14 protein-coding genes are annotated in these 20,345 nt (G+C 48.1%); 2 read left to right on the top strand and 12 right to left on the bottom strand.

The window, feature by feature from the left end:
- Positions 1 to 95: 95 nt before the first annotated feature.
- The 5 genes from FND36_05015 to FND36_04995 all read right to left on the bottom strand — a co-directional run bounded on the left by FND36_05015 (position 96) and on the right by FND36_04995 (position 7,615).
- Positions 96 to 2,720, bottom strand: a complete 2,625-nt coding sequence (locus tag FND36_05015; GenBank protein QDW73461.1) for a pyruvate, phosphate dikinase — start codon at positions 2,718 to 2,720, stop codon at positions 96 to 98.
- Positions 2,721 to 2,872: 152 nt separating this feature from the next.
- Positions 2,873 to 4,261, bottom strand: coding sequence for an aminopeptidase (locus tag FND36_05010; protein ID QDW73460.1), 1,389 nt, complete (start codon positions 4,259 to 4,261; stop codon positions 2,873 to 2,875).
- Positions 4,262 to 4,386: 125 nt separating this feature from the next.
- Complete coding sequence (locus FND36_05005; GenBank protein ID QDW75538.1) at positions 4,387 to 5,124, bottom strand: hypothetical protein; 738 nt, start codon at positions 5,122 to 5,124, stop codon at positions 4,387 to 4,389.
- Positions 5,125 to 5,302: 178 nt separating this feature from the next.
- Positions 5,303 to 6,496 carry a glycine C-acetyltransferase gene (locus FND36_05000; protein QDW73459.1) on the bottom strand — a complete coding sequence of 398 codons (1,194 nt, stop codon included), beginning with the start codon at positions 6,494 to 6,496 and terminating at the stop codon, positions 5,303 to 5,305.
- Between the two features lie 57 nt (positions 6,497 to 6,553).
- Positions 6,554 to 7,615: an L-threonine 3-dehydrogenase gene (locus tag FND36_04995; protein QDW73458.1), complete on the bottom strand. Its 1,062-nt coding sequence runs from the start codon at positions 7,613 to 7,615 to the stop codon at positions 6,554 to 6,556.
- A 300-nt stretch (positions 7,616 to 7,915) separates the two neighbouring features.
- Here FND36_04995 and sstT (FND36_04990) point away from each other — a divergent pair, with 300 nt between their 5' ends.
- The gene (sstT, locus tag FND36_04990) at positions 7,916 to 9,175 is read left to right on the top strand and encodes a serine/threonine transporter SstT (GenBank protein ID QDW75537.1); all 1,260 of its coding nucleotides are present in this window, start codon (positions 7,916 to 7,918) and stop codon (positions 9,173 to 9,175) included.
- A gap of 247 nt (positions 9,176 to 9,422) precedes the next feature.
- The gene (gene sstT, locus FND36_04985; GenBank protein ID QDW75536.1) at positions 9,423 to 10,682 is read left to right on the top strand and encodes a serine/threonine transporter SstT; all 1,260 of its coding nucleotides are present in this window, start codon (positions 9,423 to 9,425) and stop codon (positions 10,680 to 10,682) included.
- Positions 10,683 to 10,799: 117 nt separating this feature from the next.
- Here the strand turns inward: sstT (FND36_04985) and FND36_04980 are convergent, their stop codons facing one another.
- From FND36_04980 to FND36_04950, 7 genes are all read right to left on the bottom strand, one after another.
- On the bottom strand, positions 10,800 to 11,864 hold the full coding sequence (locus FND36_04980) for a hypothetical protein (protein ID QDW73457.1): 1,065 nt from the start codon (positions 11,862 to 11,864) through the stop codon (positions 10,800 to 10,802).
- Positions 11,865 to 12,047: 183 nt separating this feature from the next.
- Entirely contained in the window at positions 12,048 to 13,439 is a 1,392-nt protein-coding gene (locus FND36_04975) for a glycine--tRNA ligase (protein QDW73456.1), read from the bottom strand.
- Between the two features lie 94 nt (positions 13,440 to 13,533).
- Positions 13,534 to 14,286 (bottom strand): DNA repair protein RecO, encoded by a 753-nt coding sequence (recO, locus tag FND36_04970; GenBank protein ID QDW73455.1) that lies wholly within the window; start codon positions 14,284 to 14,286, stop codon positions 13,534 to 13,536.
- A 193-nt stretch (positions 14,287 to 14,479) separates the two neighbouring features.
- Complete coding sequence (locus FND36_04965) at positions 14,480 to 15,376, bottom strand: GTPase Era (GenBank protein QDW73454.1); 897 nt, start codon at positions 15,374 to 15,376, stop codon at positions 14,480 to 14,482.
- Between the two features lie 25 nt (positions 15,377 to 15,401).
- Positions 15,402 to 18,323, bottom strand: a complete 2,922-nt coding sequence (locus FND36_04960; GenBank protein QDW73453.1) for an insulinase family protein — start codon at positions 18,321 to 18,323, stop codon at positions 15,402 to 15,404.
- Positions 18,324 to 18,464: 141 nt separating this feature from the next.
- Positions 18,465 to 20,078, bottom strand: a complete 1,614-nt coding sequence (locus tag FND36_04955) for a Na+/H+ antiporter NhaC family protein (GenBank protein ID QDW73452.1) — start codon at positions 20,076 to 20,078, stop codon at positions 18,465 to 18,467.
- A 20-nt stretch (positions 20,079 to 20,098) separates the two neighbouring features.
- On the bottom strand, positions 20,099 to 20,296 hold the full coding sequence (locus tag FND36_04950; GenBank protein ID QDW73451.1) for a hypothetical protein: 198 nt from the start codon (positions 20,294 to 20,296) through the stop codon (positions 20,099 to 20,101).
- Between the last annotated feature and the right edge of the window lie 49 nt (positions 20,297 to 20,345).

The following is a 20,345-nucleotide window of genomic DNA, read 5'->3' as shown; positions in this document are numbered from 1 at the left end:
AAAATTGAATTTTACTACGTCCCCAGTTAACTTTTTCACAAAAATAAGGAGAGGCTAAATGCCTCTCCTTATTGAAACACTCCGGATTATTATGATTATTTATGCGCAATCGCTGCCTGTGCTGCCGCAAGTCTTGCGATCGGTACACGGAATGGTGAGCAAGATACATAATCCAGTCCAAGTCCATCGCAGAACTCAACAGAAGATGGGTCTCCGCCGTGCTCGCCGCAGATTCCAAGATGCATGTTCGGATTGGAAGATTTTCCAAGTTCGATAGCCATCTTCATCAGCTTGCCAACGCCTGTCTGGTCCAGTTTCGCAAATGGATCATTCTCGTAGATCTTTGCATCATAATACGCGTTCAGGAATTTTCCTGCATCGTCACGGGAGAATCCGAATGTCATCTGTGTCAGGTCGTTTGTACCAAAGCAGAAGAAGTCAGCCTCTTTTGCGATCTCATCAGCGGTAAGAGCCGCTCTTGGGATCTCGATCATGGTACCTACTTCGTATTTCAGGTCGATTCCTGCTGCCGCGATCTCAGCGTCAGCGGTCTCAACTACGAATCTCTTCACGTATTTCAGCTCTTTTACTTCGCCAACCAGCGGAATCATGATCTCTGGTTTGATGCTCCAGTCTGGGTGCGCCTTCTGAACCTTGATCGCTGCGCGGATAACAGCTCTTGTCTGCATCTTAGCGATCTCTGGATAAGTTACTGCCAGACGGCATCCACGGTGTCCCATCATTGGGTTGAACTCGTGCAGGCTGTCGATCACAGCTTTGATCTGCTCAACAGTCTTGCCCTGAGCCTCAGCCAGTTTCTTGATATCTTCTTCTTCCGTTGGAACGAACTCGTGAAGCGGAGGATCAAGGAAGCGGATGGTAACCGGATTTCCTTCCAGCGCCTCGTACAGTTCCTCAAAGTCTCCCTGCTGATATGGAAGGACTTTCTCCAGAGCTTTCTCTCTTTCTTCCTCTGTCTCAGAGCAGATCATCTCACGGAACGCATCGATTCTGCCCTCGCCGAAGAACATATGCTCGGTACGGCAAAGACCGATTCCTTCCGCGCCCAGCTCAACGGCTTTCTTAGCATCAGCCGGTGTATCTGCGTTGGTGCGGACTTTCAGTCTTCTGTACTTGTCAGCCCATCCCATGATCCGTCCGAACTCACCTGCGATAGTAGCGTCTACCGTTGGGATGATTCCATCGTAGATATTTCCTGTAGATCCATCCAAAGAGATTGGATCTCCTTCGTGGAATTCTTTTCCGCCAAGTGTGAATTTCTTATTTGCTTCGTCCATTACGATATCGCCGCAGCCGGATACACAGCATGTTCCCATTCCACGTGCAACAACGGCTGCGTGAGAGGTCATACCGCCGCGAACGGTCAGGATACCCTGAGCAGATTTCATACCTGTGATATCTTCCGGGGAGGTCTCCAGACGCACCAGAACAACCTTCTCGCCTCTTTCTGCCCACTCTACCGCGTCATCTGCTGTAAATACGATCTTACCGCAAGCAGCTCCAGGAGATGCTCCAAGAGCTTTTCCCATTGGAGTGGCTTTCTTCAGAGCGTCAGCGTCAAACTGCGGATGAAGCAGAGAATCCAGGTTTCTTGGATCAATCATAGCAACTGCTTCTTCCTCTGTTCTCATGCCTTCGTCTACCAGGTCGCAGGCAATCTTCAGGGCAGCTTTCGCCGTTCTCTTACCATTTCTTGTCTGCAGCATGTACAGCTTGCCGTGCTCAACGGTGAACTCCATATCCTGCATATCTCTGTAGTGCGTCTCCAAAGTCTTGCACACATCTTTGAACTGTGTAAACGCTTCCGGGAACTTCTCTTCCATCTCGGAAATATGCATAGGAGTACGAACTCCGGCAACAACGTCCTCGCCCTGAGCATTTGTCAGGAACTCTCCAAACAGTCCGTTTTCTCCTGTAGCTGGGTCACGAGTGAACGCAACGCCTGTACCGCAGTCGTCTCCCATGTTGCCAAATGCCATCATCTGTACGTTGACAGCGGTTCCCCAAGAATATGGGATATCGTTGTCACGACGGTATACATTTGCTCTTGGGTTGTCCCAGGAACGGAATACCGCTTTTACAGCGCCCATCAACTGTTCTTTCGCGTCAGATGGGAAATCATCCCCAATCTTCTCTTTGTACTCAGCCTTGAACTGGCCTGCCAGAGTCTTCAGATCTTCTGCGGTCAGTTCAACGTCCTGTGTTACGCCTTTTTCTTCTTTCATCTTGTCGATGAGCTCTTCAAAATATTTCTTTCCGACTTCCATAACAACGTCGGAGTACATCTGGATAAATCTTCTATAGCAGTCCCAAGCCCAGCGCGGATTGCCGGAAGCCTCTGCCAGCGTCTCAACAACTTCTTCATTCAGGCCAAGGTTCAAAATCGTGTCCATCATACCAGGCATAGAAGCTCTCGCGCCAGAACGAACAGAAACGAGAAGCGGGTTCTCTTTGTCTCCAAATTTCTTTCCGGTGATCTCTTCCAGTTTGGTCATGGCTTCCATGATCTGCCCCATGATCTCGTCGTTGATCTGTCTGCCATCTTCATAATACTGCGTACAAGCCTCTGTCGTTACCGTGAATCCCTGTGGAACCGGGAGTCCAAGGCCTGTCATCTCTGCGAGGTTTGCGCCTTTTCCACCAAGAAGGTTTCTCATGGTCGCGTTACCTTCTGTGAACATATAGACCCATTTTGCCATCTGTTATGACCTCCTAAATTCTTTTTTCTAAACTTTTCTAACTAAATAGCACATCTATTTTACTGGTTTTGCCAGTTTTCGTCAAGAGTTTCTCCCAATATATTATAACTATTCAGCTATGCGCCTGTCGGTGAAAAACAATCGTCCTTTTCTTAACGGATCTGTAAAAACGCTTTGTATCCTTTGTAAGCTTCATAAACGTCTGCTTTGCTGGTCACTTCCCAAGGCGCGTGCATAGAAAGGACCGCTACGCCGCTGTCGATCACTTCCATCCCATAATTGGCCATAATGTAGGCGATGGTACCTCCGCCGCCTTCATCCACCTTGCCAAGCTCCGCGAACTGGAAGGCCACATTTCCCTCCTCCATCACACTGCGAAGCTCCGCCAAATATTCCGCGTTGGCATCGTTAGATCCGCTTTTGCCTCGGCTTCCGGTAAATTTATTGAATACCAAACCCTTGGCAAAAAAAGCGGCGCTGCGCTTCTCAAAGGCTTCCGCAAACATAGGGTCATAAGCCGCGCTTACATCGGAAGAAAGCATTTTCGAGTTCTGCAGAGTCCGTCTCACTCTTAATTCAGACTCGCTTCCGGTCAGGGCGGTCAGCTCTGCCACCACATTTTCAAAAAAACGGGAATGCATTCCGGTGGCGCCCACACTTCCGATTTCTTCCTTATCCACCAGAATACAGCAGGCCGTCCGCTCTACCTCTTGGGTATCCAGCATAGCGAACAGGGATGTAAACGCGCATACTCTGTCGTCCTGTCCGTAAGCCAGGATCATACTCCGATCCAGGCCGCACTCTCTTGCTCTTCCCGCCGGAACAATCTCCAATTCCGCAGACAGGAAGTCTTCTTCCTCCATATCATAATATTCCTTTAAGATCCGCAGCACATTTGCCTTTACCGCATCCTTATCTTCTTCATCAAGACCTTCCGCTTGCTGAATCGGCTGACTCCCAAATAGCAGATCCAGCTTTTCTCCTTCGATCACTGCGCTGGCCTTTTTTTCCATCTGTTTCCCAGCCAGGTGGACCAGAAGATCTGTGATCACAAATACCGGATCCTCATCCTTTTCGCCGATGTTGACCTCGACTACTGAACCGTCCGTTTTGGCGATCACCCCATGGAGGGCAAGAGGAAGGGTCACCCACTGATATTTCTTGATCCCTCCATAATAATGGGTATCCAAATAGGCCAGTTCTTCATTTTCATATAAGGGATTCTGCTTTACATCAATCCTGGGCGAATCAATGTGAGCGCCCAGGATATTCATGCCGTTTTCCAGCGGCTGCCTGCCGATCTGGAAAATGGCGATACTCTTGTTCATGCAGACCGCGTAGATCTTATCCCCCGGCTTGATCCCTTCTTCGATAGATTTGATATTCCGGTAGCCCTGGGCTTCCAGTTTCTGGACGGTAAGCTTGATGCACTCCCGTTCCGTTTTCCCTGCGTCCAGGCAGGCTCTGTAGTCTGTGTTGATACGCTCCAGCTCCTGAAGCTGGGAAGCATCGTAAGATTTCCATGCGTTTTGTTTGTTCATAGTTGATCAACCTCCTGGTGTAAGTATAACATATGTTGGGGACGTAGTATTCTTTATTTTTACTACGTCTGGAATTAAACTTTACGGTGTACCCAAATGAAAGATGGGGTGTCACTTTTTCTATTCTACCCTGTACCTTTTTGTTCTTCTACCTGCTTTTTTACCGTATTGAAAAGCTGCTTTGCCTTTTTTTCTGATATTCTCAGGATTCTCTTTATTTCCTGAAGGTATACCTGCCGAATCTCTCTTTCCTCAAAAACCTGAGTCAAGTGGGATAAATTTTTAGTTTTAAATAATTCTTCCGCAATCAATAGCGCAATTTCATTTTGTTGTGAAGTAATTTCGTCTGGAATATCAATAAACAGTTCTCTCTGACGCTGCTTATGAAATTCTTCAAATTCACTATATGAACCAAATTCCTTTCTATAAAATTCAATTGCCTTTTCATGCAGAAGATCCGGTGCACTATTTCTATATTCCATCATACTGCTATATTTATATTTCTCCGCTTCTTCGACAATATAGGCTTTCACCGGGTTTAAATGAACATATCTCAAACAATTCCAAAAATAGCGTTCCGTTTCTATACATTCACTGATAAAACGGTTTTGAAACACATGACCATTTCTATGATGTTTATAATTATAGTAATTTGCATATTCAGCTAAAACAGCCGCCATAAATAATGATAAAATTGGAAATTCCGCCTTGAGAATCAAGTGGAGATGATTTGACATGATACAATACGCGTATATTTCAACACTTTTGTACTTTTTTTGAACTTTTCGAATAATTTTCTTTAAATATCTTTTTTCACGATCTTGATTAAAATTTCTTTCCTTATTAATTCCTTTTGTGATCACATGATAGATATCTGTACCACTTCTTTGTCGCCTTCTGGTTGGCACTAACTTTCCTCCCTTCCATTTGGGTACAGGTCATTTTTCATTTAGGTACACCCCATCTTTCATTTGGGTACACCGCAAATATTCATCCAGGACGTAGCCTTTTGCAAAAAGGCTACGTCCTGGATGATGATGATTATTTCATCTCGTCTCTTACTTCTTTGAAGCACTTCACGATAAAATCGATATCTTCTTTTGTATGGCTTGCGCATACCTGTGTACGGATTCTTGCTTTTCCCTTTGGAACTACTGGATAGGAGAAAGCCACTACGTATACGCCTTTGTCCATCATACGTTTCGCAAATTCCGCTGCCGTCTTCTCATCATAGAGCATTACCGGCACGCACGGATGGGTTCCCGGAATGATATCGAATCCATTATCTACCAACTGCTGCCGATAGTAAGCGGTCACTTCTTCCAGATGATCTCTTAATTCCGTGCTCTCATCCAGCATATCAAAGAGTTCCAGGCTGGCTCCCGCAATAGCCGGCGCAAGAGAATTGGAGAACAGATACGGGCGGCTGCGCTGACGAAGCAGGTCAATGATCTCTTTCCTGCCGGATGTATATCCGCCGGAAGCTCCGCCAAGAGCTTTGCCCAATGTTCCGGTAATGATATCTACACGGCCCTGTACGCCGCAGTATTCTGGTGTCCCGCGGCCCGTCTTTCCTACAAATCCTACCGCGTGGCTGTCGTCTACCATTACCAGAGCATTGTACTTGTCCGCCAGATCACATACGCCCTGCAGGTTGCAGATGATTCCATCCATAGAGAACACGCCGTCGGTAGCGATCAGTTTGATCCTTGCGCCTGCTTCATCCGCCTCTTTTAATTTAGCTTCCAGATCTTCCATATCATTATTTTTATAGCGGAATCTCTTTGCCTTGCACAAACGCACACCATCGATGATAGAAGCGTGGTTCAGTTCATCACTGATGACCGCGTCATCTGCCGTCAGGATCGTCTCAAACAAACCGCCATTTGCGTCAAAACAGGAAGAATACAAAATCGTATCGTCTGTTCCCAGGAAATCGGAGATTTTCTTTTCCAATTTCTTATGGATGTCCTGGGTTCCGCAAATAAAACGAACAGATGCGACACCAAATCCCTTTTCATCGTAGGTTTTCTTTGCCGCCTCGATCAAGCGCGGGCTGTCGCCCAGCCCCAGGTAGTTATTGGCGCACATGCACAGAAGCTCTCTTCCATCTTCCATGGTCACTCTCGCGCCCTGCGGGGAAACAAATGGAGCCTCCCCTTTAAAGAGCCCTGCCTCTTTGATCCCTTCTACTTCTTTTGCGTAAATATCTAAAATGTCGTCTTTCCTTGCCATTTCTATCATCCTTCTTTCTTAAAAATAAATACTCGTGCTCCGCGCCTTTTCCGGTCTTTAATCATTCACATGAGCCCAGTCCAGGATCACTTTCCCAGACTGTCCGGAGATCATAGCCTCAAATCCCTTTGCATAGTCTTTAATATCAAAGTGGTGGGTGATGATCTGGGAAATATCCAAGCCAGCCTGAAGCATTGTAGACATCTTATACCAGGTATCCCATACTTTACGTCCATAGATTCCGCGGAGATTCAGGCCATTGAAGATCACTGTCTCAAGATCTACGGTAGCGTCTGTTCTCTGCAGTCCCAGAAGAGCGATATTTCCGCCGTGTTTCATATTGTGGATCATATCCGCGAGACCCGCCTGTGATCCAGACATTTCCAGACCCACGTCAAATCCTTCCGTCATTCCGATCTCTTTCATCACGTCAGGCAGCTTTTCTTTTCCAAGATTAACAACTCTGGTAGCGCCAAGCTTCTTAGCCAGTTCCAGACGATACTCATTGAAATCGGTCACTACCACGTGCCTTGCGCCTGAGAATTTTACGATCGCCGCCGCCATGATCCCGATCGGTCCAGCTCCCGCGATCAGCACATCCTCACCCAGGACATCATAAGAAAGCGCTGTATGAGTCGCGTTTCCAAACGGATCAAAAATCGCGTACATCTCTTCCGGAATATTTGGATTACAAGGCCATACATTAGAAGAAGGAATCACAAGATATTCCGCAAACGCGCCGTTTCTGTTGACACCCACGCCTTTCGCGTCCTTACAGTTTTCTTTGTGGCCTTCCAGACAGTTCCGGCATTTTCCGCAGGTGATATGGCCTTCCCCAGAAACCAGATCTCCTATATTAAACCCTTTCACGCCCGTTCCCACTTCAACGACCTCTCCCACATATTCATGGCCAGCGGTAAGTCCAATAGGAATCGTATGCTGCGCCCAGTCATTCCACTGCCAGATATGTACGTCTGTTCCGCAGATCGCGGTCTTATGGATCTTGATCTTCACATCGTTGGGCCCAACTTCCGGAATTGGAACTCGTTTCATCCACAATCCTTCTTCTGGCTTCTCTTTCACAAGTGCCCACATTAATCCATCGTTTTTTTCACTCATTTCGAGGTACCTCCCATATTTCCGTCCCCCTGGACGATTTTTCTCGATATATTATAGCATAAGCTTTTCCTCTTGCACAACGGAATTTGCTAAAGTTGCATAAAAAACATTTCTCTTTTCGTTAAATTTTGCACAAATATGTTTATAAAACGCTAAGATTTCGTCAAAATCCTTTTTCATGTTCACAAATCATATCGGATAAATTATAATCCTTATAGCGTTTTCTTCCAAAACACGAAAACAAAATCTAGAGGAAAGAGAGGTGGCAGATAACAATATCTGCGAAAACACATGGAAGCAATTAAGAATGTTATTCACAAATGGAACAGTATCAGCCTGGTAAAACGAATCATCTGCGGCTTGATCATCGGTATTATCCTCGGACTGGCCGTTCCGCAGGCAACCGGAATCTCCATCCTTGGAGACTTGTTTGTCGGAGCACTGCGGGGAGTCGCCCCTGTCCTGGTATTCTTCCTTGTAATGAGCGCTCTGTGTCATATGGGAAAAGGCCAGAAGACTAATATGAAGATGATCGTTATCCTTTATATGGCGGGCAACGTGCTGGCGGCGGCCTGTGCCGTGATCGCAAGCTATATTTTCCCAATCGTGCTCACCTTCACCGAGAATACAGATACCAGTGATGTGGCGCCTCCAAGCGGCGTGACCGAAGTATTGACCAACCTTCTGATGAACCTGGTAGACAATCCAGTCAACGCGATCGTCAATGCTAACTATATTGGTATCCTTGCCTGGGCGATCATCTTCGGTGTTGCCCTCAAAGGCGCCAGCGAGGGGACAAAGAAAGCTCTGGAGAATATCTCCGATGCTGTTTCGATCGCGGTACAGTGGGTCATCAGCTGCGCGCCCTTTGGTATCATGGGTCTGATCTTCACTACCATCTCCGAACAGGGTCTGGAGGTACTCCTTGGATATGGACGTTTGATCCTGGTACTGGTAGGAACCATGGCAGTTGTTGTCTTCATCGTCAACCCGATCATCGTGTTCCTGTTTATCCGCAAAAATCCTTTCAAATTGGTATTCACCTGCTTAAAAGAGAGTTTTATCACCGCTTTCTTTACCAGAAGTTCCGCGGCCAACATTCCGGTCAATATGGAACTGTGCAAGAAGCTGGGACTGGATGAAGATACATATTCTATCTCCATTCCTCTTGGAGCAACGGTTAACATGGCAGGAGCGGCCATCACCATTTCTACGATGGCGTTAGCGGCGGCAAATACATTGGATATCCACGTTTCTATCGGAAGCGCCCTGATCATGTGTGTACTGGCGGCGGCCAGCGCGGCCGGAGCTTCTGGCGTGGCAGGCGGTTCTCTTCTCCTGATCCCGCTGGCATGTAGCCTGTTTGGAATCCCAGACGATATCTCCATGCAGGTTGTAGGCGTTGGTTTCATCATCGGTGTAATCCAGGATTCCTGCGAGACCGGTGTAAACTCTTCTACCGATGTTCTCTACACAGCGATCGCGGATTTCCGCGACAGACGGATCCATCCGGAGCGCTATGCGGATAAGCCTTTTGATCCTGAGATCAAAATTATGTAGCACACCAAAATCATCAAATAAAAACTTAAAAAGCATCCAAGGCTCAGTCTTTGGATGCTTTTCTTTTTCTCTTTCCGTTCGTTCTGTGCAAACAGCACAGAATCTCCATTTATTCAAAAAAATTTCTAGTTATTATTTACAAATCTTATCAAATCCTGTATATTAATAGAAGGCAATGTCTTAACGTTATCTTTGCATTGCAGGATCCAAAAAAAGAAAAAGAGAAAGAGAGAAGTGTATGGAAGCAATCAAGAATCTAGTCAAAAAATGGAACAGTATCAGCCTGGTAAAACGGATCATCTGCGGCTTGATCATTGGTATCATCCTCGGACTGACCGTTCCGCAGGCAACCGGCATCTCCATCCTTGGAGATCTGTTTGTAGGAGCGCTGCGGGGAATCGCTCCTGTCCTGGTATTCTTCCTGGTCATGAGTTCCTTATGTCACATGGGAAAAGGCCAGAAAACAAACATGAAAGTCATCGTGATCTTATACATGGTCGGCAACGTGGTAGCCGCGGCCTGTGCCGTGATCGCAAGCCGTTTATTCCCGATCGTGCTGACATTCTCCGAGAACACAGATACCGGTGATGTAGCCCCTCCAAGCGGCGTAACGGAAGTATTGACCAATCTTTTGATGAACCTGGTAGACAATCCGGTCAACGCGATCATCAACGCCAACTATATCGGTATCCTTGCCTGGGCCATCATCTTTGGTATCGCCTTAAAAGGCGCCAGCGAGGGGACTAAGCGGGCGCTGGAAAATATCTCGGACGCCGTTTCCCTGGCTGTACAATGGGTCATCAGCTGCGCGCCCTTTGGTATTGCCGGTCTGATCTTCACTACCATTTCCGAGCAGGGGCTGGAAGTCCTCCTTGGATATGGACGTCTGATCCTGGTACTGGTAGGCACCATGGCGGCAGTTGTATTTATCGTCAACCCGATCATCGTATTCTTGTTTATCCGCAAGAATCCTTACAAGCTGATCTTCACCTGCTTGAAAGAAAGCTTTATCACTGCTTTCTTTACCAGAAGTTCCGCGGCCAACATTCCGGTCAATATGGAACTGTGTAAGAAGCTGGGGCTGGATGAAGATACATATTCCATCTCCATTCCATTGGGATCTACCGTTAATATGGCCGGAGCGGCCATCACCATCTCCACCATGGCTCTTGCGGCGGCCAATACCCTGGATATTAAAGTATCCATCGGAAGCGCCCTGATCATGTGCGTACTGGCGGCGGCCAGCGCGGCTGGAGCTTCTGGCGTGGCTGGCGGTTCCCTGCTTTTGATCCCGCTGGCATGTAGCCTGTTTGGAATCCCGGACGATATCTCCATGCAGGTTGTAGGCGTTGGTTTCATCATCGGTGTAATCCAGGATTCCTGCGAGACCGGTGTAAACTCTTCTACCGATGTTCTCTACACAGCGATCGCGGATTTCCGCGACAGACGGATCCATCCGGAGCGTTATGCGGATAAACCCTTTGATCCTGAGATTAAGATTCTGTAATAGCGCAGGATAAAGTCCATTTTAAATCGACCTCCAAAAGTCAGGCCAACATTCTGACGATTGTGAGGTCGGTTTTCTTTCTATAAACAGTCATCCTCTTCCCGCTCTGCGTTTCTCCTATACTCCCCTTTTGCGGAACTCTTCTGCGGATTTCTGCTCTTTAAGATATTCCTCCTCCTCAAAGAAGGGCGCGTGGCAAAGAGAGACAGGAGAGCCGGCTCCCGCTTTGTTGACCGCGCTCAGTATAAGCTCCTCTCCTAAATCTTCGTCCAGCATCATAAAGTAGAGCTCGTCTTCATCCATCCCCAAGATTTCCTGCCGGATCCGATATTTGTGTTCTTCCGTCTCACTGTCCGCAAAAGTAAAGCAGGTGTCAGTTATCTCATTCCAGAGCACGATCACCTTGATATACCTTGATTCCAGCCTATTTAATTCCGCAAGCCTCCTGCTGCCGTCCGGGAAAGTCTCTATCCTGGCGGCCGCAAAATAGACAAGCGTGCGCATTGTTTCCATTTCTCTCTGGGAAAAGGGCGCCGGATAGATCTGATAGATCTCTCTCCGCTCCAGATTGAAAAGTACCAACTCCTCTCTTCCTTCCGATTCTTCCGCCCAGATACATCCGAAAATATCCTCGGTCTCCGGCTTGGCTTCCCCTGGCTTCTCTTCTTCCCGAGCAAGTTCCGGCTCCGGTTGGGCAGCCTTCTCTCCAGCCGCCTTTTCCTCCTTGGAGATCCTCTCTACGATCCGGTTCAAAGTTTCCGCGATAAATCCACTGTAAATACTCCCAAACGCCTTTTCCAAGCGGCCGTCTTTCAAATGCAGCAGCAAGGTGCCGCCGTCTGTCTCTACGCTCTGAAGCTCCTGATAGCGCACTGGAAGGGGAAGGGGGCGTTTCTTTCTTAACACGCTGAGGTCATCGCAGTAAAAACCCTCTGTGGAGAATACCATCCCCTTCTTTCCGCTGCCGCCAAAAGTGTTGTCGAACATGACCACGATATCTTCTTTTCTACAGTTTGAAGCATAACCCGCGATAGCGTTTCCGATCTGTTTCTCCGAAAATTGGGAACCAAGCGCCAGTCCCAAAGGCATCGCCGCTTTTTTATACTTTTTGACATCCTCTTTCTTAACGGACAGAACTGACTCCCGCACGATCTCCCGCATATTTTCCGATAATCCGCTCATAATGGTATCTCCTTTTTCTCTTTATTTCTTATCAAGCCTTCCTTTCAGATCCCCGTTGTCTTTAAAGTAAATTATACCATAAGACCAGATAAAAAGCCGTCTTACAAAAGAAAAGCCGTGGGAAAGTCTCTTTTTGCTTTCCCACGGCTTCCAGATATTCCTTTTCTTTTCCCCGGAATACTCCTACCACTCAAACTTCTTCTCGAAGTAGCTTTCCAGATCCTCGATCTTCACTCTCTCCTGTTCCATCGTATCCCGGTCGCGGACTGTCACAGCGCCGTCTTCCTCCGAATCAAAATCATAGGTGACGCAGAACGGCGTGCCGATCTCATCCTGACGGCGGTAGCGTTTTCCGATATTTCCTCTTTCATCGAACTCGCAGTTGTATTTCTTACTCAGTTTTGCGTAGACCTTTTCCGCTCCCTCGCTCAGTTTCTTAGACAGCGGCAGAACTCCAATCTTCACCGGCGCCAGCGCTGGATGGAAATGAAGCACCGTTCTCTTATCTCCGCCTTCCAGCTCTTCTTCATCGTAAGCGCTGCACAGAAACGCCAGAACCATACGGTCAGCTCCCAGTGATGGTTCGATCACATACGGAATATATTTGATCTTCTTCTCATCATCAAAGTAGGACATATCCTGTTTGGAAACATTCTGATGCTGAGTCAGGTCGAAATCTGTCCGGTCCGCGATTCCCCAAAGCTCACCCCAGCCAAAGGGGAACAAAAACTCTACGTCTGTCGTCGCCTTGCTGTAGTGGCTCAGCTCTTCTGGAGAATGATCCCGGTAACGCACCTCTTCGTCTTTCAATCCCAGTTTCTTCAGCCAGTCCAGACAGAACTGCTTCCAGTACGCATGCCATTCCAGATCAGTATCCGGCTCACAGAAGAACTCCAGCTCCATCTGCTCAAACTCTCTGGTACGGAACGTAAAGTTTCCTGGTGTGATCTCATTCCGGAAGGATTTCCCGATCTGACAGATTCCAAATGGGATCTTCTTTCTGGATGTACGCTGTACATTCTTAAAGTTTACGAAAATTCCCTGAGCTGTCTCCGGGCGCAGGTATACTACGCTTTTCGCGTCTTCCGTTACTCCCTGGAAGGTTTTGAACATCAGGTTGAACTCCCGGATCTCTGTAAAATTGTGTTTGCCGCAGGTCGGACATGGAATCTGGTGCTCTTCAATGTAGGCTTCCATCTTCTCATGGCTCCACCCATCAATGCTGTCCCCAATATCCAGGCCATGCTCCTTGGCGTAATCCTCTATGATCTTATCCGCGCGGAATCTCTCATGACATTCCCGGCAGTCCATCAATGGATCGCTGAATCCGCCCAGGTGTCCGCTGGCCACCCATGTCTGCGGGTTCATCAGGATCGCGCAGTCCACTCCCACATTGTAAGGAGATTCCTGGACGAATTTCTGCCACCAGGCTCTTTTTACATTATTCTTTAACTCTACTCCAAGATTTCCATAGTCCCATGTATTCGCAAGTCCTCCGTAAATCTCAGACCCAGGATAAACAAATCCTCTTGACTTGGCTAACGCCACGATCTTATCCATTGTCTTTTCAACCATACCCTTGTCCTCTCTTTTTACTATAATAATTGTTAATTATTATACAGTTATCCCTCCTGGTTTGCAACCCCTGCCAAGGTTTTTCCAGAGCATTTTATATTCCCTGGTTCACTACTGTTTCCAGAATATCCAAAGACTTAAACCGCTTCCCCAGATACATTTCCAAATAAGCTTTCATTATCTGCTCCAATTCCTCCAGCACCTCTTCTTTCACCACAAAGGTATACAGTTTCTCCAGGGGTGTCCCCGCGATATACTGCATCGCGTAAAGAGTAGAGGAGCGCAAAGTCCTTCCGTCTCCGGCTTTCTTGGCGCACTGCGGGCAGATCAGTCCTCCCTTTCTGACGCTGAACAGCTTCTCCCCTTCCCGTCTGCCGCACAGGACACATTCCGCAAGCTGGGGGCCTTCCCCCTCGATCACGATCATCCGCAGCTCATAGATACACCGTACCAGCCGGTTGGGAATATGTACATTTGACAGCGCCCGCAGCGTTTGATATAAAAGCTTTAAAAGCTCCCGCTCGTCCGCCGCCTCCCTGGCATAATAATTGGCCATATCCATAAAATAAAACCCATAGTAAGCACCTTCTACATCTGTCCGCAGTTCTTCAAAGTAATTGGAAATAGAGGCCGACATCAGCGTATAGGATGTCCGCCCCTCATACAGCGTAAACTCTCCGAAGGAAAAGGGGCTTGTCACCCCAAGGAGGGCGCTTCCCTGGCGCCTGGCTCCTCTGGCGAAAGCCGCGATCTTTCCCCGCTCTTTTGTCAAGATCACCACCCGCCTGTCATATTCTCCCGCAGGCGCCGCGGCAAGTACCATACCCGTCACTGTTATCTGATTCATCGATCGGCTCACCTTCGTGATTCTTCATTACCTGGCTGCAGATTTCCATTCCTCTGTAATACAAGTAATCCTCTACTTTTCCCGTTTCCAGGAATCGTCTCCAGTATGTTTCTTCCATGAAATCACCTCATCTGTCCGTTATTTTCTTCCGTCTCCTACGGTTAAGATTAGGTTCTCCCATGGCCGGGATCTTTTATTCTTCTTCCCGGTATCCAAAATTTTTCATTAGGAATTCACTGTCCCGCCAGTCTTTTTTTACTTTCACCCAAAGCTTGAGATTTACCTGGCAGTCCAGCATTTTCTCGATCTCATAGCGGGCGGTGCTTCCGATTTTTTTCAACATATTTCCTTGTTTTCCAATAATTATCCCCTTGTGGGAATCCCGCTCGCAGATGATCGTAGCATCGATATGGGTGATCTTCCCCTTTTTCTTCATACTTTCAATGGTGACCGCGATGCCGTGGGGAATCTCTTCTTCCAGACAGTGGAGCGCCTTCTCCCGGATCAACTCCGCCACGATCTGCCGCTCCGGCTGATCCGTCACCGTATCTTCGTCATAATACAGCGGTCCGTAGGGCATATACTGCATCACTGTCTTGAGAAGCTCGTCTGTATTCTCGCCGCTCCTGGCGGACACAGGCACGATCTCCGCAAAATCCAGCTTATCTTTGTAGGCGGCGATGGCCGGCAGGATTTCCTCCTTCTTCACGCTGTCGATCTTATTGATGACCAGAATCACCGGCGTATTCACCTTCTTCAGCTGCTGGATAATGTGCTGTTCCCCCGCCCCGATAAAGGTGGCAGGCTCTACCAGCCACAGGATCACGTCCACCTCATTCAAAGTCTGCCGGGCCACATTCACCATGTATTCTCCCAATTTATTTTTCGCCTTATGGATCCCCGGCGTGTCCACGAAGATGATCTGTCCTTCTTCTGTGGTCAGCACCGTCTGGATCCGGTTTCTTGTAGTCTGGGGCTTCTTGGATGTAATGGCGATCTTCTGTCCCACCAGATAGTTCATCAGTGTAGATTTCCCTACATTAGGGCGGCCGATCAATGTTACAAACCCAGATCTAAAATCCTCTCTCATAGTTCCTCCCTATTTCTTCTCTTTCCTAAAAACTGGTCACCGTATCAAACATGGATTTCTCTTCTTCGATCTTTTCCTCCCCGCCGATCACACAGATCTGTCCTGCTTTCAACAGCGCCTCTGTGACCTTGGAAAGCGCCCGGATATCCTCCTGTCCTGCTTCCAGGATCTGTCTTCTCTCTTCCCGGATCATATCCGCGCTCACTTTATTCATATAGAGATTCATGGAACGCTCTCCCTTTGCGGACGGCGTCATAGGATGATCGATATTGCTCATGGTCCCGATGATATATTTGGTCATATCCCGTTCACTGACGGTAAACTTCTTCAGATAATCCGTCACGCCCTCATAGACCTCCATCGTCCGCTTCAGATTGGGATCCCTGTAGGACACGAAATACCCTTCGCCGATCCGGTTAAAGCTGCTCATACAGCCATAAGCGCCTCCTTTGACCCGGATATTCTGCCACAGATAATCGTAGCTTAAGATCACTTTCAAGATCTGAAGAGCTCCGGTATACTCTGCGCCATTGTCGATAAAATTCCCGGTACGGGCCACATACTGCACCTTAGAGGCGGTTTTAAATCCTTCGTTCTTCTTCTCGCAGCGCAGGATACAGGATTCTTCCTTCACCGGAGTCTGGAACAAGACGTTCTTTAATCCCTGTATCATTTCTTCCATCCCTTTTAATCCTTCCCTGGAAGCGGTATAACTGATCATCAGATTGTCCGGCCGGAACAGACGCTCTGCCAGTTCTCTCAAGACTTGGATCAGATATTCCTTCTCCTCCCCAAAATGCTCTTCGATCCTTGCTACCGTCCGGTAAAAGTCAATGCCGTTGGTCATATCTTTCAGCTTGGCCGAAGGGGACCCGTAGGACAGGGCCCGCAGCGCCGCCGTGGAATGGCCGGAAGACTGAAAACGCATGAGAAGCCTGGATTTGGCCATAGCCAGGATTTCCTTCAGCCTGCGCTCGTCTCCCAGTTTAGACGCCGTAAGGATCTCTCCTGCCATAGAGAAAAGCACAGGAAGCTTCTCATACAATGCCTTCCCCTTCACTTCAAAGGTGGCTTTAAAAGCCTTCTCCCGGATATTAGTCACATCATTATAAAGTTCTAAACTGGTACCGATGCCGCCGGTACAACGGTTGATCTCGTTGAACAATTCTCCATAACTGTAATGTTCCGTGTCGATGATACCAAGAACGGACTGCAGGATTCCCACATAGGGAAGCAGCTCTTCTTTCACGCCGGACATATCGAATAAAAGGTCCAGGTACCCAATCCCATTGGTCTGCGTCTCATGGAAAATGACCGGCACCCCGGCAATGGTCATTTCTTCGTTGATGATAGGCTCAATTTCCCTGGAAATATCTTCCCGCTTCAGAACAGGAATACGCTCCAGGTCCTCCGCTCTTTCCGGGGCAGATTGATAATCTTCCAGGGCTTTCGTGCGTTCTGCCAGTTCTTGTACTTCTTCCCTGCTCAATCCCGCTTTGTACTCCTGCAATCGTTCATCCAAAGCGGCATCCAGCCTGGCAGTCCTTCCCTGCTCCGGCTCCACGATCACTACCGCGCCGTGAGGGTTATCTAAAAGGTACCTCTGGATCAAGTTCTCATAATATCCGGTATCCAGCTTTTCTTTCAGGAACTCAAACACATCCAGCACATCGATGTGAATAAATGGCTTTGTATCATCATAGAGCCAGCTGTCCAGGATCTGCAGGCCATACATCAATCCCTTGGGATAGCTTCCAAAATCCGCTTCCCGGTAACGAAATTCATGATAATTGATTCCCGCTTCCAAAGCTTTCCGGTCAATGCCGTTTTTGACTAGTTCCTGGAGGACCTCACCGATCACCTTCAGGAATTCCTCTTTCTGGGACAGATTGGCATTCTTTGCGATAACAGAGAAGATCGGCTGGTAGATCCCATTATCATAGGATCCCATAATGTCCTTCCCGATGCCGGCTTCTGTCAGCGCTTTCTTAAGCGGCGCTCCCGGCGCGGAGAGGAGCGCGTAATCCAGGATCTGGAAAGCAAGATATAACTCCCGATCCAGGCTTGTCCCGATCACCTTATTATAAGAAAGATAGGTATTATCTTCTAAAGATTCATCGCTTGCTATGGAATATGGAATTCTTTTTTCCACCATCTCCTCAAAAGGTTCCTGATACTTGATCCGGGAATCCACATCCATTTTCTCAAAGCCGCTCAAATATTCCTCATCCAGCCATCTTAACTTTTCTCCCATATCCATATCGCCATACAGATAGATATAGCTGTTGGAGGGGTGGTAATAAGTCCTATGGAAATCCAGGAACTGCTGGTAGGTCAGTTTCGGGATCTCTTCCGGATCCCCGCCGGATTCGTTGGCGTAAGAAGTATCCGGGAAAAGAGTATTCAAGACCACCCGGTCCAACACGCTCTCCGGAGAAGAAAAAGCCCCTTTCATCTCATTGTAGACCACTCCATTATAGGACAGCTTCCCTTCCGGTGACTCCAAGCGGTAGCTCCACCCTTCCTGCCGGAAGATCTCCTCATGCTGATAAATATTCGGATAAAATACCGCATCCATGTACACATGCATCAGGTTCTGAAAATCCTTATCGTTGCAGCTGGCCACCGGATACACCGTCTTATCCGGGTATGTCATGGCGTTGAGGAAGGTGTTCAGGGATCCTTTTACCAATTCCACAAAGGGATCCTTCGCCGGAAAATTTTTCGACCCGCAGAGCACTGAGTGTTCCATGATATGCGGGACACCTGTGCTGTCTGAAGGCGGTGTGCGAAAACCGATGCTGAATACTTTATTCGGATCGTCATTCTCCATCAGAAGGACTCTGGCCCCGCTCTTTTTGTGACGGAGCAGTGTTCCTCTGGTCTGAATGCCGCTTAAATTTTCTTCTGTTATGATCTCATAGGTCTGTAAATCTTTTATGCTCATCCGATTTTCGATCTCCTCTCTTTTTGCTTCTGTTCCTTATTATACCATTATTTTTCGTACCTGCCTCCTTTTTTATGAGAAAAGCCGCAAAAAAGAGGGACGTTTCGGAAGCGTCCCTCTTATGGATCCTTTCAAGATTCTTTATACTTTCTTTTCTGTTATCAGGCGGATCACCATCAGCGTTCCGATCATCAGAACAATTCCGATCGGCAGACAGATAAAGGGATTCTGGATGAATCCGGCAATGATGTAATTCACAAAGGAAACTGCCGCAACCGTAAACGCGTAGGGAAGCTGGGTCGTCACATGGTTGACGTGGTTGCACTGGCCGCCCGCGGAAGCCATGATCGTTGTATCGGAAATCGGTGAACAGTGGTCTCCGCACACGGCTCCTGCCATACACGCGGAAATAGACATGATCATCATATTCTCATCAATACCTTCAAAGACCGCGACAACGATCGGGATCAGAATGCCAAAGGTTCCCCAGGAAGTTCCTGTGGCAAAAGCCAGAAGACATCCGACCACGAAAATGATGGCCGGAAGCAGGCTCATAAGCCCTCCCGCCGCGGACTGCATGATATGAGCCACATAATCCGCCGCACCCAGGCTGTCTGTCATAGCTTTCAGGGTCCAGGCAAAGGTCAGGATCAGGATAGCCGGCACCATCGCTTTGAATCCTTCCGGGATACAATCCATGGATTCTCTCGGGCTTAGCACTTTTCTTACGGCGTAAAATCCTATCGTGATGATAAACGCGAAGAAACTTCCAAACATCAGTCCTACAGAAGCGTCACTATTGGAAAAAGCCTCTACAAATCCGGTTCCGCTGAAGAAGCCGCCGGTATACAACATTCCGATCACGCAGGTAATGATCAGCACGATCACCGGGAATACCAGATCGATCACTTTCCCTTTCCCTTCCACGATCTCCTGCTCCGCGTCCGCGTACGGGCGGTCTGGCGTTGTATAAAGATCTCCTTTTTTAGCGTTTTCCTCATGAAGCTTCATTGGGCCGTAATCAAAATTCATTACCGCGATCACGATCATCATGACAATCGTAAGCAGGGCGTAATAGTTGTAGGGGATGGCCCGGATAAAGATAGAGAATCCATCCTCTCCCTCCACGAATCCAGTCACAGCCGCCGCCCAGGAAGAAATGGGGGCGATGATACACACAGGCGCCGCCGTGGCATCGATCAGGTAGGACAGCTTCGCTCTGGACACATTATGCTTATCTGTCACCGGCCGCATAACACTTCCTACCGTCAGGCAGTTGAAATAATCATCAATAAAGATCATCACGCCCAAAGCTATGGTAGCAAGCTGCGCTCCCACCCGGCTTTTGATCTTGGTGCTGGCCCAGCGGCCGAACGCGGCAGAACCGCCCGCCTTATTCATCATACAAACCATGATCCCCAAGATCACCAGAAATACGATAATCCCCATGTTATAAGAATCTGTCAGTACTCCCACGATTCCATCCTGGAATACATGCGTGATCGTTCCCTCAAACTCAAAACCAGAATAAAAGATTCCTCCGATCAAGATTCCGATGAACAGGGAGCTATAAACTTCCTTAGTGATCAGCGCCAAGCCGATCGCCACCACCGGAGGCACAAGCGACCAAAATGTCGCATACATATCGGGAACATATTCCGCCGCGTCTTCCGCCGCGAAAACGGTCAGGGAACTGCAGGCCAAGATACAAAGCAAAGCCAGGATCCCCCAGATTGTTTTTCTTTTTCCTCTCATTTCCTTTTCTTCCTCTCTTCTTAGGTGATAAAAAATACCATGAACAACGCTTTTCCTGGCGCGCTCATGGCATGACCTTTTAATCCCCGATCATTTCCTGCGATAGCGCTCCACGAATGTGACAGTCCGCGGCATCTTCTGCCGCGTCCCAGAGACAAGACCTGGAAACATCCCGTCTCTTCGGCGGACGCCCCTTTCCCCGCAAGACAGTCTTCCAAACTATCGCCTTCCAGATACTGATGGCGGCCGCGCCTCTATCAAGCATTA

The sequence above is a fragment of the Lachnospiraceae bacterium KGMB03038 genome (assembly GCA_007361935.1).
Classification (GTDB): domain Bacteria; phylum Bacillota; class Clostridia; order Lachnospirales; family Lachnospiraceae; genus Massilistercora.
Note: the sequence above shows the minus strand (reverse complement) of the source record. Positions and strands in the feature narration are given on the sequence as shown.

Excerpts from the sequence above, each read along its gene's own strand:
- FND36_04960 (QDW73453.1), bottom strand. The coding sequence starts at position 18,323 with ATGAGCATAAAAGATTTACAGACCTATGAGATCATAACAGAAGAAAAT.
- FND36_04975 (QDW73456.1), bottom strand. The coding sequence starts at position 13,439 with ATGGTTGAAAAGACAATGGATAAGATCGTGGCGTTAGCCAAGTCAAGA.
- FND36_04955 (QDW73452.1), bottom strand. The coding sequence starts at position 20,078 with ATGAGAGGAAAAAGAAAAACAATCTGGGGGATCCTGGCTTTGCTTTGT.
- FND36_04965 (QDW73454.1), bottom strand. The coding sequence starts at position 15,376 with ATGAGAGAGGATTTTAGATCTGGGTTTGTAACATTGATCGGCCGCCCT.
- FND36_04995 (QDW73458.1), bottom strand. The coding sequence starts at position 7,615 with ATGAGTGAAAAAAACGATGGATTAATGTGGGCACTTGTGAAAGAGAAG.
- FND36_04980 (QDW73457.1), bottom strand. The coding sequence starts at position 11,864 with ATGAGCGGATTATCGGAAAATATGCGGGAGATCGTGCGGGAGTCAGTT.
- FND36_05010 (QDW73460.1), bottom strand. The coding sequence starts at position 4,261 with ATGAACAAACAAAACGCATGGAAATCTTACGATGCTTCCCAGCTTCAG.
- recO (QDW73455.1), bottom strand. The coding sequence starts at position 14,286 with ATGAATCAGATAACAGTGACGGGTATGGTACTTGCCGCGGCGCCTGCG.
- FND36_05000 (QDW73459.1), bottom strand. The coding sequence starts at position 6,496 with ATGGCAAGGAAAGACGACATTTTAGATATTTACGCAAAAGAAGTAGAA.
- FND36_05015 (QDW73461.1), bottom strand. The coding sequence starts at position 2,720 with ATGGCAAAATGGGTCTATATGTTCACAGAAGGTAACGCGACCATGAGA.